A 15,971-nucleotide genomic window follows, 5' to 3' on the forward strand; every position below is an offset into this window, starting at 1 on the left:
AGCGCAGCCCCCAGCGGCTTCTTGTAGCCGCTGCCGAAGGCTGCGATCGGCCGCGCAGCGGACGCCCGGGAGGCAACCCCCATGCATAACCCCTGCGCCGTGATCCCGGTCTACAACCATGAAGCCGCCGTGCCGGCGGTGGTCGATGCCCTGCTCGCCAGCGGCCTGCCCTGCGTGCTGGTGGACGACGCCAGCAGCCCGGCCTGCGCCGCCGTGCTGGAGCAGCTGGCCGAGCGCGAACAGGTGTTCCTGGTCAAGCTCGCGGTCAACCAGGGCAAGGGTGGCGCGGTGATGGCCGGGCTGCGCGAAGCCTCGCGCCTGGGTTTCAGCCACGCCCTGCAAGTGGACGCCGACGGCCAGCACGACCTGCGCGATGTGGATAACTTTATCGCCACCTCCCGCACCCACCCCGAAGCGCTGGTCTGCGGTTATCCACAGTACGACGCCAGCGTGCCCAAAGGCCGTTTTTACGCGCGCTACCTGACCCACGTCTGGGTCTGGATCAATACCCTGTCGTTGCAGATCCCCGACTCCATGTGCGGCTTCCGGGTCTACCCCCTGCCGCCCATCCTGGCGCTGATCGACTCGGTGAAGATCGGCCAGCGCATGGATTTCGACACCGATATCCTGGTGCGCCTGTCCTGGCGCAACCAGCCGATGCGCTGGTTGCCGACCCAGGTCCGTTACCCGGCGGATGGCCTTTCGCACTTTCGCCTGTTCCACGACAACCTGCTGATTTCCAGCATGCACGCCCGGCTGTTCTTCGGCATGTTGCTGCGCGCGCCGCTGATCCTCTGGCGACGGTGGCAAGCATGACGGCGCTACACGACAAGCAGGACAAGCAACATTGGGCCGAGCACAAAGAGCGCGGCAGCTTCTGGCTGATGAAGCTCACCGCCTTCGGCGTGCGCGTGCTCGGCCGCCGGGTGTTAAGCCCGGTGCTGTACATCATCGTGTTCTATTTCTTCCTGTTCGGCCGCGGTGCCCGCCACAGCGCCTGGTTGTACCAGCAGCGCCTGGCCGACTGGAGCGGCAAGGCCGAACTGCGCCCCAGCCACTGGCGGGTATTCGGCCAGTTCATGGCATTCGCCGATTCCCTGCTGGACAAGCTCGACGTGTGGAACGGCAAGCTGCGCCTGGAACAGATCGAGATCGTCGACCCGGCCCGGCTGCGCGACCAGTTGCGCGGCACCCGCGGACAGATGCTGGTGGGCGCGCACCTGGGCAACCTGGAAGTCTGCCGCGCCCTGGCCGAGCTGGGCGAGAAGGTCACCATGAACGTGCTGGTGCACACCAAGCACGCCGAGCGTTTCAATCGCCTGCTGGGCGAGGCCGGAGCCACCAACCTGCGGCTGGTCCAGGTCAGCGAGCTGGATCCGGCGGTCATGCTGCAACTGAGCCAGCGCCTGGATCGCGGTGAGTGGCTGGCGATTGCCGGCGACCGTGTACCGCTGCATGGCGGGCGCAACGTACGGGTGGATTTCCTCGGCCATCCGGCCCCTTTCCCACAAGGGCCGTGGCTGCTGGCGGGCCTGTTGAAATGCCCGGTCAACTTGCTGCTGTGCCTGAAAAACAATGGCCACTATCGAGTGTTCCTCGAACCCTTCACCGAGGCCGTGGCGTGGAAGCGCAGCGACCGCGAACAGGTCATCGCCCAGTGGACTGCCCGCTACGCCGAGCGCCTGGGCCAGTACTGCCTCGAAGCGCCCCAACAATGGTTCAACTTTTACCCTTTCTGGAAGACCGATGACGACGCATCCGCTTGAGCCGGTAACCTTCGGCGAACTCCCTTTGCGCATCGAAGACGTGCTGGCCCTGGCCAACCGTCAGGCGCCGACCCGACTGCAAGGCGACAGCGCATTCCGCCAGCGCATCGCCAAGGGCGCGCAATTCCTCGATTCGCTGCTGGACAAGGAAGGTGTGATCTACGGCGTGACCACCGGCTATGGCGACTCCTGCGTGGTCGCGGTGCCGCTGCAGCACGTCGAGGCGCTGCCCCGTCATCTGTACACCTTCCACGGCTGTGGCCTGGGCAAGCTGCTGGACGCGCAAGCCACCCGCGCGGTGCTGGCGGCGCGCTTGCAGTCGCTGTGCCATGGCGTGTCCGGGGTCCGCGTGGAGCTGCTGGAGCGCCTGCAGGCGTTCCTCGAACACGACATCCTGCCGCTGATCCCCGAAGAAGGTTCGGTGGGCGCCAGCGGCGACCTGACACCGTTGTCCTACGTGGCCGCGACCCTGTCCGGCGAGCGTGAGGTGATGTTCCGCGGCGAGCGCCGGACCTCGGCCGAGGTGCACCGCGAGCTGGGCTGGGAACCGCTGGTGCTGCGCCCGAAAGAAGCCCTGGCATTGATGAACGGCACCGCGGTGATGACTGGCCTGGCCTGCCTGGCCTTCGCCCGCGCCGACTACCTGCTGCAACTGGCCACGCGCATCACCGCGCTGAACGTAGTCGCCTTGCAGGGCAACCCGGAGCATTTCGACGAGCGCCTGTTCGCCGCCAAGCCGCACCCGGGGCAGATGCAAGTCGCCGCCTGGCTGCGCCAGGACCTGGCCATCGACGCGCCGACCGCGCCGTTGCACCGCCTGCAGGACCGCTACTCGCTGCGTTGCGCGCCCCATGTGCTGGGCGTGCTGGCCGACAGCCTGGGCTGGCTGCGCGGTTTTATCGAGACCGAGCTGAACAGCGCCAACGACAACCCGATCATCGACGCCGAAGCCGAGCGTGTGCTGCACGGCGGGCACTTCTACGGCGGGCATATCGCCTTCGCCATGGACAGCCTGAAGAACCTGGTGGCCAACGTCGCCGACCTGCTGGACCGCCAGCTCGCGCTGCTGGTGGACGAGCGCTACAACCACGGCCTGCCGAGCAACCTGTCCGGCGCCCCGGCGGACCGCGCCATGATCAACCACGGCTTCAAGGCGGTGCAGATCGGCACCAGCGCCTGGACCGCCGAGGCGCTGAAAAACACCATGCCGGCCAGCGTGTTCTCGCGCTCCACCGAATGCCATAACCAGGACAAGGTGAGCATGGGCACCATCGCCGCCCGCGATGCAATCCGCGTGCTGGAGCTGACCGAACAGGTCGCCGCCGCTACCCTGCTGGCCGCCAACCAGGGCGTCTGGCTGCGCGGCCGGGCCGAGGACGCGCGGCCGTTGCCGCCGGCCCTGGCCGCCATGCACCAAGAGCTGGCCAAGGACTTCCCGCCGGTGATCGAGGACCGCGCCCTGGAAGGCGAACTGCGCCTGTGCCTGCAACGCATTGCCGAGCAACACTGGAGGCTGCATGCGTAGTCGGGGCGTGCTGCACGCGGACACCGAGATCCAGGTGCCGTTTTTCGACGTAGACACCATGCATGTGGTCTGGCACGGGCATTACGTGAAGTACCTGGAAGTGGCGCGCTGCGCCCTGCTCGACAAGCTCGGCCACAACTACCAGCAGATGCGCGATTCCGGCTACGCCTGGCCGGTGATCGACCTGCAACTGCGTTATGTGCGCGGCGCAGTGTTCGGCCAGAAGCTCAAGGTCCGCGCCAGCCTGGTGGAGTGGGAAAACCGCCTGAAGATCAACTACCTGATCAGCGACCTGGAAACCGGCGAACGCCTGACCCGCGCCAGCTCGGTGCAGGTGGCGGTGGAGATCGCCAGCCGCGAGATGCAGCTGGCCTCGCCCAAAGTGTTTGTGGACGCCGTTACGAAGGTTCTGTCATGAGCCCGATCTTGTGCCTTCGTAACCTCTGTAGCCGCTGGCGCAGCCTGCGATCGGCTGCGCAGCAGCCGCAAAACCTGAGCCCACGATGCCAGGCCGATAACGCCGGGCGCCCGCTGCACAATCGATCGCAGCCAGGCGGCAGCGGCTACAGGCTGTTGGGCCTGTTGTTGGCGCTCGGCTTCAGCTCGTTGGCCAATGCCTTCGACCTGCAACAGCTCAGCGACCAGCTGGCCAAGCCCGAGGTGATCCACGGCAGCTTCGTCCAGGAGAAACACCTGCGCGCCCTGCCCCAGCCGCTGACCAGCAAGGGCAGCTTCGTCCTGGCGAAAAACCATGGCCTGCTGTGGCTGCTGAAAACACCGCTGCAACAGGACTACCGCATCACCGGCCAAGGCATCGCCCGCCGGGACGGCAGCGCCTGGCAAATGCTGCCGAACAAGAGCGCTGGGGCCGAACAGAACCGCCTGTTCCTCGCCGTGCTGCAAGGCGACAGCAGCGGCCTGCAACGGGACTTCGAGCTGGCCCTGGCCGGCGACGCCAAGGCCTGGAAACTGACCCTGACCCCACGTTCGCTGCTGCTCAAGCAGGTGTTCAACCAGATCAACATCGACGGTGGCGAACTGGTGCAGCGCATCGAGCTGCTGGAAACCCAGGGCGACAGCACCGTGCTGCAGATGCACGACAGCATCAGCAACCAGCCTTTGAGCGACGCGGAGCAACATGACTTTGCCGAGTGAACGCTGGTGGCCGCGGCTGTTCCTGCTCCTGCTGGTGGCCGTGCTGGCCCTGGCCGGCTGGCAATGGCGTCATGGCGCGCCGCTGTCGGCCAACCTCATGGAGCTGGTGCCGGGCACCGACCCCGATGCCCTGGAGCTCAAGGCCGAGCAACGCATGCAGGAGCCGCTGAACCGCGAAATGCTGGTGCTGGTGGGTCACGCCGAGCGCCAGCAGGCCATTGCCATGGCCCAGCGCCTGGGTGAGCAATGGCAGGCCAGCGGGCTGTTCGAGAAGGTCCAGTGGAACCTGCAGGCCGACCTGCCGGCGCTGCGCACCCAATTGCTGCAAGGGCGCCTGGCGATGCTTAGCACCGCCGACCGCCAGCAGTTGATCGAGCACCCCGACGCTTTTATCCAGCAACGCGTCCAGGCGCTGTTCGACCCCTTCAGCAGTTTCAGCCTGGTCCCGAGCCAGGACGACTGGCTGGGCCTGACCGGACGAATCCAGAACAGCCAGCCGCAACGTGGCGCGGTGCAACTGGACATCGGCAGCGGCACCCTGGTCGCCGATGCCGACGGCAAGAGCTGGGTGCTGCTGCGAGCACGCACCACCGGCAACGCCTTCGACATGCAGTTGCCGCTGCAGGTGGCGGCCCTGCTCCAGCACAGCCGCGAACAGGCCGCCGAGGCCGACGTCCAGTTGCTGGCCGCCAGCGGCCTGCTCTACGCCGCCAACGGCCAGCAACAGGCCTCCCGCGAGATCACCTGGGTCGGCGGCGGTGCCACCGTCGGCATTCTCCTGCTGCTGTTGCTGGCTTTCCGGCGCTGGCGGGTGTTGCTGGCGTTCGTGCCGGTGCTGGTGGGCATGCTGTTCGGCGCGGTGGCCTGCGTCGCCCTCTTCGGCCATATGCACGTGATGACCCTGGTGCTGGGCTCGAGCCTGATCGGCGTCGCCGTCGACTACCCGCTGCACTACTTGTCCAAGAGCTGGAGCCTGCGCCCCTGGCACAGCTGGCCGGCGCTGCGCCTGACCCTGCCGGGGCTGAGCCTGAGCCTGGCCACCAGTTGCATCGGCTACCTGGCATTGGCCTGGACACCGTTCCCGGCCCTGACCCAGATCGCCGTGTTCTCCGCCGCCGGGCTGCTGGGTGCTTACCTGAGCGCGGTCTGCCTGTTGCCGGCGCTGCTGCGCGGCGTCGAGCTGCAACCGGCGCAATGGCCGCTGCGGGTAGCCGAGTGGCTGCTGAACCTGCGCACGCAATTGCTCAAACGTGTGTCCAGCCCCTGGCTGCTGGCGCTGGTGATCGCCTTCTGCGCCGGTGGCCTGTGGCAGCTGGAGAGCAAAAACGATATCCGCCAGTGGATCGGCGCGCCGCCACAACTGCTCAACGAAGCCCAGGCCATCGCGCGGATCACCGGCTACCAGCCCACCAGCCAGTTCTTCCTGGTGCGCGGCGCCGATCAGCCACAGCTGCTCGAACGCCTCGGCGCCCTGAGCGAGCGCCTGGAGCAACTGGTCAACCTGGAGAAACTCCAGGGTTACCTGTCGCTCAACCAGCTGGTGAGCCTGCCCAGCGAGCAACAGCGCCTGCGCCAGGCCCTGGACGAGCTGCCACGGCACTGGCAGCCGCTGCTGGATCTCGGAGTACCGGTGGCGGCCCTGAACGCGGAACTCGCGCAATTGCGTGCGCTGCCCAGCGAAGACATCGACGCGGCCCTGCAAGGCCCGCTGGCCGAGCCTTACCGCACCCTGTGGCTGGGCCCCACCGATAACGGTGTGGCGGCCATGGTCAGCCTGCAGGGGCTGAACAACCCGCAGTTGCTGCGGATACAGGCGCAGGATCTGCCGGGGGTGCAACTGGTGGACCGCCTGGGCGAGCTGAACCAAGTGTTCGCCGCCACCCAGGTCAGCGCCGCCGAGCTCAAGCTCGCTTCCTGCGTGCTGATCGTTGTGCTGCTGATCCTGCCGTTCGGCCTCGGCGGCGCCCTGCGCCTGGTCGCCCTGCCGCTGCTGGCGGCCCTGTGCAGCCTCGCAAGCCTGGGCTGGCTGGGGCAACCGCTGACCCTGTTCAGCCTGTTCGGCCTGTTGCTGGTGACCGCCATCAGCGTCGACTACGCCATCCTCATGCGTGAACAGGTCGGCGGGGCCGCCGTGAGCCTGCTCGGCACCTTACTTGCAGCGCTGACCACCTGGCTGTCGTTCGGCCTGCTGGCGATTTCCAGCACCCCGGCGGTCAGCAACTTCGGCTTGTCGGTGAGCCTGGGCCTGGCCTTCAGTTTTATCCTGGCGCCCTGGGCCGGTCGCCAGCGCCATCGCCAACCCGTTACGGAGCCCGTCCTGTGATGACCGCCCTGTTCTGGCTCATGGCGCTACTGCTGTTCGCGCTCGCCACCCGTATCGGCAGCGGTTTTGGCCTGATCCCGATCGTCAGCCAGTTGCTGCTGGCGACCTTCGGCCTGCCGCTGCTGATGCTGCTCTGGATCGAGCCGCACTGGCATCTGAGTGGCGCCCAACTGGTCTCGCCGGTCTGGCTGAAGAACCTGTACGGCTTGAGTTTCGCCCTGCTGCTGGGGCATATCCTCAGCGACGTGATCGACCTGCGCCTGGACCGCCAGAGCCTGAAGATCGCCCTGCCGAGCTTCGCCATTCCCTTCGCCTGCGGCCTGGCCACGGCGATCTGGCTGTTGCCGGCGCAACCCTGGCTGAGCTCCCTGGCGGTCGGCCTGCTGTTCGCCATTACCGCGATTCCGGTGCTGTACCTGTACCTGCGGCACATCGACTACCCGCCGCTGGCCACCCGACGCCTGGTACAGACCGCGATCCTCATCGACCTCAGTTGCTGGACCCTGTTCGGCATCGCCCAGGGCAGCCTGCACCTGAGCAGCCTGCTGCTACCACTGGCCGGAGCCTGCCTGCCGCTGCTCCTGCGCGGCCTCGGCCTGCGCCAGCCGCTGCTGCACAGCCTGGGTTTCTTCGGCCTGCTGGTGGTGGCCGAGCACTACAAGCTCAACGCGCTGATTTTCGGCATCGGCTACCTGCTGTGCATGGCCGCCCTCAAGGTGCCGCTGGTGCTGCCGTTAAAGGCAGCCTGGATGAACCGTTTGCAGACCTTTATCGCCATCCCGCTGATCCTTACGTTCGGCATCGTGCAGATCAACGTGCACAGCGCCATGGACAGCCTCGGCTGGGTGCAGTTGGGGGCCCTGCTGCTGTTGCCGATTGCCAGCAAGCTGCTCGGCAACTGGCTCGGCCTGGGCTGGGCCGGCGCCTCCTTCAAGGGCGCCAGCCGCTGGCGGGAAAGCCTGCTGCTGAACATTCGCGGGCTGAGCGAGATCGTCTTTCTCAACCTGCTGCTGCAACAACAGCTGATCAGCCCGGCGCTGTACTTCGCGCTGATGCTCATGGGCCTGATCGCCACCCTGATGCCGGCCCTGGCCGGGCTGCACCGAACACCTTTGGTCCCTTTGAACCCGAACATCGCCGAACCGGCAAGGAGCCCCAGTGCCAACAGTTGAAATGGAACGCCGCCAGATTGTGGTGATCGGCGCTGGCCCATCGGGCGCCATCGCCGCCGCGCTGCTCAAGGGCAAAGGCCACGACGTGCTGATCGTCGAGCGCCAGCATTTCCCACGGTTTTCGATCGGTGAAAGCCTGCTGTCCCACTGCCTGGATTTCGTCGAAGAGGCCGGCATGCTCGAGGCGGTCAACGCCGCGGGCTTCCAGCGCAAGAACGGCGCCGCGTTCGCCTGGGGCGAGCGCTACAGCGCTTTTGATTTCGGCGACACCTTCAGCGAGGGCAAGCCCACCACCTTTCAGGTGCAACGCGCCGACTTCGACAAGCTGCTGGCCGATCAGGCCGCCCTGCAAGGCGTTGAACTGCGTTATGGCGAGGCCATCGTCAGCGCCGACTTCAACCTGCCCAGGCCGCAGCTGCAGGTGCTGCGCGAAGACGGCAGCGAGTACCGCGTGGAAGCGGACTTCGTCCTCGACGCCAGCGGCTACGGCCGCGTACTGCCACGCCTGCTGGACCTGGAGGCGCCCTCGAACTTCCCGGTCCGCCAGGCGGTGTTCACCCACATTGAAGACCGTATCGACAGCCCGGCCTTTGAGCGGGAAAAGATCCTCATCACCACTCACCCCAGCAAACGCGATGTGTGGTTCTGGACCATCCCGTTCAGCAACGGCCGCTGCTCGGTCGGCGTGGTGGCGGCCAAGGAGCATTTCGACGGCCGTGGCGACGACCTGGACCAGTGCCTGCGCGGTTTCATCGAGGAAACCCCGAGCCTGGCCAAGGTCCTGCACAACGCCGTCTGGGACACCCCGGCGCGGGCCATCGGCGGCTACTCGGCCAACGTCAAGACCTTGCACGGCCCGAGCTTCGCGCTGCTGGGCAACGCCGCGGAATTCCTCGACCCGGTGTTCTCCTCCGGCGTGACCATCGCCATGCGTTCGGCGAGCATGGCCGCCGCCGTGCTGCATCGGCAGATGCAGGGCGAAAGCGTGGATTGGGAAAGCGAATTCGCCATCCCCCTCAAGCGCGGCGTCGACACCTTCCGCTGCTACGTCGAAGGCTGGTACGCCGGCACCTTCCAGGACGTGATCTACCACCCGGGCAGCTCACCGGAAATTCGCCGGATGATCAGTTCGATCCTCGCCGGTTATGCCTGGGACGAACGCAACCCGTTCGTCAGCGAACCCAAGCGCCGGCTGCGCATGCTCTCGGAAATCTGCGCCATGGAGGCTCCATGAGCGACGCCCAGCCGCAGTACCTGAGCGCCAGCTACGTCGAGGAAACCCGCTTCGGCTTCTGGTTCCTGCGCAGCCATACCTGGCAGCACCATGTGCTGCGGGTGGCGATCAACGACCTGCGCCGCCTGTTCGACAACCAGCCGCCGAGCAACCCGGTGCTGCTGGATGCCGGCTGCGGCCAGGGCAAGTCGTTCCAGTACCTGCGCCAGGTGTTCGCCCCGCGGCGCCTGATCGGCCTGGACGCCGACCCGCACAGCCTCAGGCTCAGCAGCGAAGAAGCGGCGCGCCAGGGCTTGCAGGTCGAGCTGATCGGCAGCGACTGCGCGACCCTGGACGTGGCCGATGCCAGCGTCGACCTGCTGTTCTGCCACCAGACCTTTCACCACCTGGTGGAACAGGAAAAAGCCCTGGCCGAGTTCTATCGCGTGCTCAAACCGGGCGGTTACCTGCTGTTCGCCGAATCCACCGAGGCCTACATCGACACCTGGGTGATCCGCTGGCTGTTCCGCCACCCGATGCACGTGCAGAAAAGCGCCGCGCAGTACCTGGAAATGATCCGCCGACAGGGTTTTGAATTCACCCCGCGCAATGTGTCTTATCCCTATCTGTGGTGGAGCCGTGCCAAGGATTTCGGGCTGCTCGAACGCTTCGGCCTGCGCCGCCCGAAACCCTTTGGCCAACGGGAAGAAACCCTGGTCAATGTGGTTGCCCGCAAACCCCTGCACGAAGGTGCCGCTGGATGATCCGTGCCCTGCTCGTCGGCTGCCTGCTGTTGCTGAGCGCCTGCGCCAGCCAGCCGCCGCTGCCCGAGAAAACCCCGAGCCTGGCCCTGCCGCTGCAACTGCACGTCGAGCGGCAACAGGCCGGGCAGCGCCAGGACTGGCTGCTGGTGATCCAGGCCGAAGGGCCGGGCATCCGTTGGTCGCTGATCGACCCGCTGGGCATTCCCCTGGCGCGCCAGCAACTGATCGCCGGTCGCTGGCAGGCCGACGGCCTGTTGCCGCCGAACCCGGAGGCCCGCGAACTGTTCGCCGCATTGCTGTTCGCCCTGACGCCCGCGGGCGAACTGCGAGATAATTATCCAGCCGCCCGGCAGCACGGCGCGCAGCGTGACCTCGTCCCGCACTGGCAGGTCCGCTATCGCCAGGCTCTGGATTTCCGTCTGGAGTTGCCTCGTGGCTTGCACTACCACATCAGCCCGCTGACCGCCGAGAACGCCTCATGACGGCCTACCTGAATGCCCTCGGGGTGATCTGTGCCCTTGGGCGCGACAAGCAGCAAGTGGCCCGCAGCCTGTTTGCCGGCGACTGCTCCGGCATGCGCGCCGAAGCCGGCTGGGTGCCGGAGCGCAGCGTGCCGGTGGCCGCCGTCCAGGGGCCGCTGGCGAGCATTCCGCCAGAGCTGGGGCAGCAGGGCAGCCGCAACAACCAGCTGCTGCTGGAGGCCGCCCTGCAGATCCGTGGCGACATCGACCAGGCCATCGCCCGCTACGGCCACAGCCGCATCGGTATCGTCCTCGGCACCAGCACCTCGGGCATCGACGAAGCCAGCCGCGGCATCGCCCATTACCTGCGCGACCGGCACTTCCCGGCCGATTACGACTACCGGCAGCAGGAACTCGGCGCGCCGGCGAATTTTCTCGCCGACTGGCTCGACCTCAGTGGCCCGGCCTATGTGATTTCCACCGCCTGCACCTCCAGCGCCCGCGCCCTGATGAGCGCCCGCCGCCTGCTCGACCTGGGCCTGTGCGACGCGGTGCTGTGCGGTGGCGTCGACAGCCTGTGCAAGCTGACCCTCAACGGCTTCTCGGCCCTGGAGGCGGTGTCCGCGCAGCGCTGCAATCCGTTCTCGGTCAACCGCGACGGCATCAATATCGGCGAAGCCGCCGTGCTGTTCCTGATGAGCAAGGAAACCCTCGGCGCGCAACCGATCGCCTTGCTCGGCGGCGGCGCCAGCTCCGACGCGCACCATATTTCCGCCCCCGAACCCAGTGGCCGCGGCGCCCTGCAAGCCATGCAGAAGGCCTTGCACAACGCCGGCCTGCACGCCGCACAGATCGGCTACCTGAACCTGCATGGCACGGCCACCCAGCACAACGACGCCATGGAAAGCCTGGCGGTCGACCAGTTGTTCCCGGCCGGTGTGCCTTGCTCGTCGACCAAACCCATGAGCGGCCATACCCTGGGCGCCGCCGGGGCCCTGGAAGCGGCGTTCTGCTGGCTGAGCCTGTCCAGCGACAACGCCGCACATGCCCTGCCGCCCCATGTCTGGGACGCCCAGGCCGACCCGCAACTGCCGCCGCTGCATTGGGTCACCGCCACCACACGTCTGGAGCAGAACGCTCCGCGCTGCCTGATGAGCAACTCCTTTGCCTTCGGCGGCAACAACGTCAGCCTGATTATCGGAGACGCCCCATGATTGACTGGCCGCTCGCCGAACTGCTGCCCCACGCGGGCGACATGATCCTGATCGATCAGGTCCTGGGGTTCGATGAAGAGCAGATCCGCACCCGCCTCACCGTCAAGCCCGATGGCCTGTTCAACCGTGCCGACGGCAGCCTGCCGGCCTGGGTCGGCATCGAGCTGATGGCCCAGAGCGTCGCCGCCTACGCCGGTTGCCATGCGCGCCAGAAAGGCCAGGCCGTCGAGCTGGGGTTCCTGCTCGGCACGCGCAAGTTCGAATGCAATGTGGAACACTTCCCCGCCGGCAGCGAACTGCAGATTCACGCCTTGCGCTCCCTGCAAGACGACAACGGCATGGGCGTATTCGAATGCCACCTGAGTGCCCCCGGCATTCAGGCCGTCGCCCGCCTCAACGTGTTCTGTCCGCCACAGGCGGACAGCTACCTGAACGAATCACCCGCTTTATCAACAGGAGTCCAGCCATGACTGAATCCATATTGGTCACCGGCTCCAGCCGCGGTATCGGCCGTGCCATCGCCCTGCGCCTGGCCCAGGCCGGCTATGACCTGATCCTGCATTGCCGCAGTGGCCGCGGCGAAGCCGAAGCCGTGCAGGCCGAAATCGAGGCCCTGGGGCGCCAGGCGCGCATCCTGCAATTCGATGTGACCGACCGCGCCAGCTGCAAGGCCGTTCTCGAAGCCGACGTGGAAGCCCATGGCGCCTACTACGGCGTGGTGCTCAATGCCGGCCTGACCCGCGACGGTGCGTTCCCGGCCCTGAGCGAAGACGACTGGGACACCGTGCTGCGTACCAACCTCGACGGTTTCTATAACGTGCTGCATCCGCTGATCATGCCGATGATCCGGCGCCGCGCGGCCGGGCGCATCGTCTGCATCGCCTCGGTGTCCGGGCAGGTCGGCAACCGTGGCCAGGTCAACTACAGCGCTTCCAAGGCCGGCCTGATCGGCGCGGCCAAGGCCCTGGCCATCGAGCTGGGCAAACGCAAGATCACCGTCAACTGCGTGGCGCCAGGCTTGATCGACACCGCCATGCTCGACGAGAACGTGCCGGTGGACGAGCTGCTGAAGATGATCCCGGCCCAGCGCATGGGCACCCCGGAGGAAGTCGCCGGCGCGGTGAACTTCCTGATGTCCGCCGAGGCCGCCTACATCACCCGCCAGGTGCTGGCGGTCAACGGAGGCCTGGTCTGATGAAACGTGTGGTCGTCACCGGCATGGCCGGCATCACTTCGCTGGGCAGCGACTGGGACACCATCGTCGCCAACTTCGGCGCCAACCGCAGCGGCATTCGCCGGATGGACGAATGGGATCGCTTCAGCGAGCTCAATACCCGCCTGGCCGGCCCCGTGGACGACTTCAAGGTACCGGCGCACTGGACCCGCAAGCAGCTGCGCAGCATGGGTCGGGTGTCGCGGCTCGCGGTGGGGGCCGCCGAGCAAGCCCTGGCCGCTGCCGGCCTGCTGGGCGACGAGTCGATCAAGGACGGGCGCATGGGTGTGGCCTGTGGCTCGTCCACCGGCAGCACCGACGAGATCAAGGCGTTCGGCAACATGTTGCTGAACTCGGTGGCCGAAGGCCTCAACGCCAACTCCTACGTGCGCATGATGCCGCACACCACCGCGGCCAATATCAGCATCTTCTTCGGCCTCACCGGCCGGCTGATCCCGACGTCCAGCGCCTGCACCAGCGGCAGCCAGGGCATCGGCTACGCCTATGAGGCGATCAAGTTCGGCCGCCTGCCGCTGATGCTCGCCGGCGGCGCCGAAGAGCTGTGCCCGACCGAAGCCATGGTGTTCGACGCGCTTTACGCCACCAGCCTGAAAAACGATGCCCCGCACACCAGCCCGCGGCCCTACGACAGCGACCGCGACGGCCTGGTGATCGGCGAGGGCGGCGGCATGCTGGTGCTCGAAGAGCTGGAGCACGCCCTGGCCCGTGGCGCGCATATCCATGCCGAGATCGTCGGCTTCGGCAGCAACGCCGATGGCCAGCACACCACCCGTCCGGAGCAGGCCACCATGCGCCGGGCCATGGAGCTGGCCCTGGAAGACGCCAGCCTCGAGCCTTCGGCCATCGGTTACGTCAACGGCCACGGCACCGCTACAGAACAGGGTGACATTGCCGAAACACTGGCCACCAGCAGCCTGTTCGGCAGCCGGATGCCCATCAGTTCGCAGAAGAGTTTCCTCGGCCACACCCTGGGAGCCTGTGGCGCGCTGGAGTCCTGGTTCAGCATCGAGATGCTCAACCGCGACCTCTACGTGCACACCCTCAACCTCGACACGGTGGACCCGCGTTGCGGCGAGCTGGATTACCTGCGCGGCGAGTTTCGGCAGATGAGCTGCGAATACGTGATGAACAACAACTTTGCCTTTGGCGGCGTCAACACTTCGCTGATTTTCCGCCGCTGGCCTCAATGACGTTACCCTCGGAGAAAATGGAATGTCTTCCCTGCTTCGCGCCTGCCTGATCGTGCTGGCCCTGCTGACCTGTGTCTCGTGCACCAGCAAGCGCATGTACACCCCGGACCGGGTCCTGCCCGCCACCCTCAAGGCCGACCACGAGGAAATGAAACAGGCGATCCTGAAAAACCTGGTCGCCCGCAAGTGGACCGTGCAGCGCATCAGCCCGGAGCTGATCCAGGCCGAGATCACCGTGCGCGAGCAGTACCACGTGGAAATCGACATCCAGTACACACCGACTCACTACAAGATCCTCTACCGCGACAGCCGTGGCATGAACTACGCGGACGGCAAGATCCACAAGAACTACATCCGCTGGGTACACCTGCTGGACAAGGGCATCCTGCGCGAGCTGAAGGACAACCAGAACGAGCGGACCGCGCAACAGCTGTCCAGCTCGGCCCAGGCGATTGCCGCGCCTAATTGAGCGCCAGCCGCCGCCCCCCCTTTCTATGTCAAGGAGACCACCATGCAACTGAAGACCCTGGCCGCTGCCGCCACCCTGCTGCTCTGCACCCTGCCCGGCGTCAGCCAGGCCCGTGATACCGCGCTGTACCTGCCGTTCGACAAGGTCGTCGCCGAAGCCATCAGCACCGGCAAGATCGACGGCAGCGTGAAGTTCTACCTGGCCGGCAACAAGCCAGCCGGCAAGGTCACGGTGGTCAGCGCCGGCGCAGTCACCAACAAGAAGACCAATGCCTTCAACAAGAGCGACGAAGTGGCTTGCGAATGGGTCCTGCAATCGGCGCTGATCACCCTGCACCAGGCAGCCAAGAAAGTCGGCGCCAATGCCGTGACCGACATCGCCAGCTTCTACAAGAGCAACGAGCGCAAGGACGCGAAAACCTACGAATGCCACGCGGGCGCCCTGATGGCAGGCGTCGCGCTGCGCGGCGACCTGGCGAAGGTGGAGTAAGGCGCCTGCCGGTGAAATCGGCATGACCTGATCCACAGTTTCCTTCCCTCGGAAACGACAAAGGGCGCCTTTCGGCGCCCTTTCACTTACAACTCGGCCTTGCGGGTCAGCAGCTCGACAAAGGCCTTGGCCATTGGCGAGCGCTGATCGGTGCGCTGCGCCAGCCACACCGCCGAGACCGCCTCGGGGTCCAGCAGCGGTCGGTAGACCACGCCGTCGATGCGCATGCGCTGGTAGGACGCTGGCAACACCGAGACACCCAGCCCCGCCGCCACCAGGCCGATGATGGTCATGGCCTCGCCCGCTTCCTGGGCAAAGTGCGGGGTGAAGCCGACATCCCGGGCCAGGGTCAGCAACTGCGCGTACAGGCCGCTGCCGTAGCTGCGCGGGAAGAACACGAAGGGCTCGTGGGCCAGGGCCGACAGCGCCAGGCCGGCTTCGCTGCCGGCCACCAGCGGGTGCTTGGAACTCAGCACCGCCACCAGCGGTTCGCGCAGCAACTCCACCACGCTCAAGGAATCCGGCAGCGGCAACGGCCGCATGATCCCGACCTGGATCGACTCGTCCAGCAGCGCCTCGGCCACCTGGGTGCTGCTCATCTCGCGCAGCTTCAGGTGCACGTCGGGAAAGCGCTGGCGAAAGGCGAAGATCGCCTGGGGGATGCTCGAGTTGAAAGGCGCCGACGAGGTGAAGCCAATTTTCAGCTCGCCCAGCTCCCCCAACTGCGCCCGACGGGCCACATCCGCGGCCTTGTCGACCTGGGCCAGCACCTGTCGTGCCTCATCCAGGAACAGCCTGCCGGCCTCGCTGAGCTCGACCCGACGATTGGTACGCTCGAACAAACGCGCGCCGACCTCCTGCTCCAGCACCTGGATCTGCTGGCTCAAGGGCGGCTGGGAGATGCCCAGGACCTGGGCGGCGCGGCCGAAATGCAGCTCTTCGGCCACCGCGATGAAGTAACGCAGGTGACGCAATTCCATGATCGCCTCATTAGGT

The 15,971-nt window shown here is 66.4% G+C and carries 17 protein-coding genes; 16 read left to right on the top strand and 1 reads right to left on the bottom strand.

The window, feature by feature from the left end; genetic code table 11:
* Positions 1-81: 81 nt before the first annotated feature.
* Genes AC07VU_RS08735 through AC07VU_RS08810 form a run of 16 tightly spaced genes read left to right on the top strand, consistent with a single transcriptional unit; the run spans position 82 to position 14,975 of the window.
* Positions 82-816 (top strand): glycosyltransferase family 2 protein, encoded by a 735-nt coding sequence (locus AC07VU_RS08735; RefSeq protein WP_053259377.1) that lies wholly within the window; start codon positions 82-84, stop codon positions 814-816.
* A complete protein-coding gene (locus AC07VU_RS08740) occupies positions 813-1,766 on the top strand; it encodes a lysophospholipid acyltransferase family protein (protein WP_495029740.1) in 954 nt (317 codons plus the stop codon). The genes AC07VU_RS08735 and AC07VU_RS08740 overlap by 4 nt, the downstream gene beginning before the upstream one ends.
* Positions 1,747-3,291: an HAL/PAL/TAL family ammonia-lyase gene (locus tag AC07VU_RS08745; protein WP_277587706.1), complete on the top strand. Its 1,545-nt coding sequence runs from the start codon at positions 1,747-1,749 to the stop codon at positions 3,289-3,291. Before AC07VU_RS08740 ends, AC07VU_RS08745 begins: the two co-directional genes overlap by 20 nt.
* On the top strand, positions 3,284-3,709 hold the full coding sequence (locus AC07VU_RS08750) for an acyl-CoA thioesterase (RefSeq protein WP_274305322.1): 426 nt from the start codon (positions 3,284-3,286) through the stop codon (positions 3,707-3,709). Before AC07VU_RS08745 ends, AC07VU_RS08750 begins: the two co-directional genes overlap by 8 nt.
* A complete protein-coding gene (locus AC07VU_RS08755) occupies positions 3,706-4,446 on the top strand; it encodes an outer membrane lipoprotein carrier protein LolA (protein WP_274305321.1) in 741 nt (246 codons plus the stop codon). Before AC07VU_RS08750 ends, AC07VU_RS08755 begins: the two co-directional genes overlap by 4 nt.
* On the top strand, positions 4,430-6,769 hold the full coding sequence (locus tag AC07VU_RS08760) for an MMPL family transporter (RefSeq protein WP_495029741.1): 2,340 nt from the start codon (positions 4,430-4,432) through the stop codon (positions 6,767-6,769). Before AC07VU_RS08755 ends, AC07VU_RS08760 begins: the two co-directional genes overlap by 17 nt.
* Positions 6,766-7,941, top strand: coding sequence for a cation:proton antiporter (locus AC07VU_RS08765; protein ID WP_457275486.1), 1,176 nt, complete (start codon positions 6,766-6,768; stop codon positions 7,939-7,941). Before AC07VU_RS08760 ends, AC07VU_RS08765 begins: the two co-directional genes overlap by 4 nt.
* On the top strand, positions 7,928-9,175 hold the full coding sequence (locus AC07VU_RS08770) for an NAD(P)/FAD-dependent oxidoreductase (RefSeq protein ID WP_274305318.1): 1,248 nt from the start codon (positions 7,928-7,930) through the stop codon (positions 9,173-9,175). The genes AC07VU_RS08765 and AC07VU_RS08770 overlap by 14 nt, the downstream gene beginning before the upstream one ends.
* Complete coding sequence (locus AC07VU_RS08775; RefSeq protein ID WP_150048607.1) at positions 9,172-9,918, top strand: class I SAM-dependent methyltransferase; 747 nt, start codon at positions 9,172-9,174, stop codon at positions 9,916-9,918. The genes AC07VU_RS08770 and AC07VU_RS08775 overlap by 4 nt, the downstream gene beginning before the upstream one ends.
* Positions 9,915-10,400, top strand: coding sequence for a DUF3261 domain-containing protein (locus tag AC07VU_RS08780; protein ID WP_007925820.1), 486 nt, complete (start codon positions 9,915-9,917; stop codon positions 10,398-10,400). Before AC07VU_RS08775 ends, AC07VU_RS08780 begins: the two co-directional genes overlap by 4 nt.
* A complete protein-coding gene (locus AC07VU_RS08785; protein WP_277587702.1) occupies positions 10,397-11,593 on the top strand; it encodes a beta-ketoacyl-[acyl-carrier-protein] synthase family protein in 1,197 nt (398 codons plus the stop codon). Before AC07VU_RS08780 ends, AC07VU_RS08785 begins: the two co-directional genes overlap by 4 nt.
* Positions 11,590-12,063, top strand: a complete 474-nt coding sequence (locus AC07VU_RS08790) for a hotdog family protein (RefSeq protein WP_085533540.1) — start codon at positions 11,590-11,592, stop codon at positions 12,061-12,063. The genes AC07VU_RS08785 and AC07VU_RS08790 overlap by 4 nt, the downstream gene beginning before the upstream one ends.
* On the top strand, positions 12,060-12,788 hold the full coding sequence (gene fabG, locus AC07VU_RS08795; RefSeq protein WP_277587701.1) for a 3-oxoacyl-ACP reductase FabG: 729 nt from the start codon (positions 12,060-12,062) through the stop codon (positions 12,786-12,788). The genes AC07VU_RS08790 and fabG overlap by 4 nt, the downstream gene beginning before the upstream one ends.
* Entirely contained in the window at positions 12,788-14,017 is a 1,230-nt protein-coding gene (locus AC07VU_RS08800; protein WP_274305314.1) for a beta-ketoacyl-ACP synthase, read from the top strand. Before fabG ends, AC07VU_RS08800 begins: the two co-directional genes overlap by 1 nt.
* 22 nt (positions 14,018-14,039) lie before the next feature.
* The gene (locus AC07VU_RS08805; RefSeq protein WP_495029742.1) at positions 14,040-14,486 is read left to right on the top strand and encodes a hypothetical protein; all 447 of its coding nucleotides are present in this window, start codon (positions 14,040-14,042) and stop codon (positions 14,484-14,486) included.
* Positions 14,487-14,528: 42 nt separating this feature from the next.
* A complete protein-coding gene (locus tag AC07VU_RS08810; protein ID WP_007925830.1) occupies positions 14,529-14,975 on the top strand; it encodes a hypothetical protein in 447 nt (148 codons plus the stop codon).
* Between the two features lie 86 nt (positions 14,976-15,061).
* On the opposite strand, the gene AC07VU_RS08815 is transcribed toward AC07VU_RS08810, so the two are convergent.
* Positions 15,062-15,955, bottom strand: a complete 894-nt coding sequence (locus AC07VU_RS08815; RefSeq protein ID WP_274305313.1) for a LysR family transcriptional regulator — start codon at positions 15,953-15,955, stop codon at positions 15,062-15,064.
* Between the last annotated feature and the right edge of the window lie 16 nt (positions 15,956-15,971).

The sequence above is a fragment of the Pseudomonas sp. GW821-FHT02B10 genome (assembly GCF_059421865.1).

Bases quoted from the DNA above. Each gene is read 5' to 3' on its own strand.
- AC07VU_RS08735 (WP_053259377.1), top strand. From the start codon at position 82: ATGCATAACCCCTGCGCCGTGATCCCGGTCTACAACCATGAAGCCGCC.
- AC07VU_RS08740 (WP_495029740.1), top strand. From the start codon at position 813: ATGACGGCGCTACACGACAAGCAGGACAAGCAACATTGGGCCGAGCAC.
- AC07VU_RS08745 (WP_277587706.1), top strand. From the start codon at position 1,747: ATGACGACGCATCCGCTTGAGCCGGTAACCTTCGGCGAACTCCCTTTG.
- AC07VU_RS08750 (WP_274305322.1), top strand. From the start codon at position 3,284: ATGCGTAGTCGGGGCGTGCTGCACGCGGACACCGAGATCCAGGTGCCG.
- AC07VU_RS08755 (WP_274305321.1), top strand. From the start codon at position 3,706: ATGAGCCCGATCTTGTGCCTTCGTAACCTCTGTAGCCGCTGGCGCAGC.
- AC07VU_RS08760 (WP_495029741.1), top strand. From the start codon at position 4,430: ATGACTTTGCCGAGTGAACGCTGGTGGCCGCGGCTGTTCCTGCTCCTG.
- AC07VU_RS08775 (WP_150048607.1), top strand. From the start codon at position 9,172: ATGAGCGACGCCCAGCCGCAGTACCTGAGCGCCAGCTACGTCGAGGAA.
- AC07VU_RS08780 (WP_007925820.1), top strand. From the start codon at position 9,915: ATGATCCGTGCCCTGCTCGTCGGCTGCCTGCTGTTGCTGAGCGCCTGC.
- AC07VU_RS08785 (WP_277587702.1), top strand. From the start codon at position 10,397: ATGACGGCCTACCTGAATGCCCTCGGGGTGATCTGTGCCCTTGGGCGC.
- AC07VU_RS08790 (WP_085533540.1), top strand. From the start codon at position 11,590: ATGATTGACTGGCCGCTCGCCGAACTGCTGCCCCACGCGGGCGACATG.
- fabG (WP_277587701.1), top strand. From the start codon at position 12,060: ATGACTGAATCCATATTGGTCACCGGCTCCAGCCGCGGTATCGGCCGT.
- AC07VU_RS08800 (WP_274305314.1), top strand. From the start codon at position 12,788: ATGAAACGTGTGGTCGTCACCGGCATGGCCGGCATCACTTCGCTGGGC.
- AC07VU_RS08805 (WP_495029742.1), top strand. From the start codon at position 14,040: ATGTCTTCCCTGCTTCGCGCCTGCCTGATCGTGCTGGCCCTGCTGACC.
- AC07VU_RS08810 (WP_007925830.1), top strand. From the start codon at position 14,529: ATGCAACTGAAGACCCTGGCCGCTGCCGCCACCCTGCTGCTCTGCACC.
- AC07VU_RS08815 (WP_274305313.1), bottom strand. From the start codon at position 15,955: ATGGAATTGCGTCACCTGCGTTACTTCATCGCGGTGGCCGAAGAGCTG.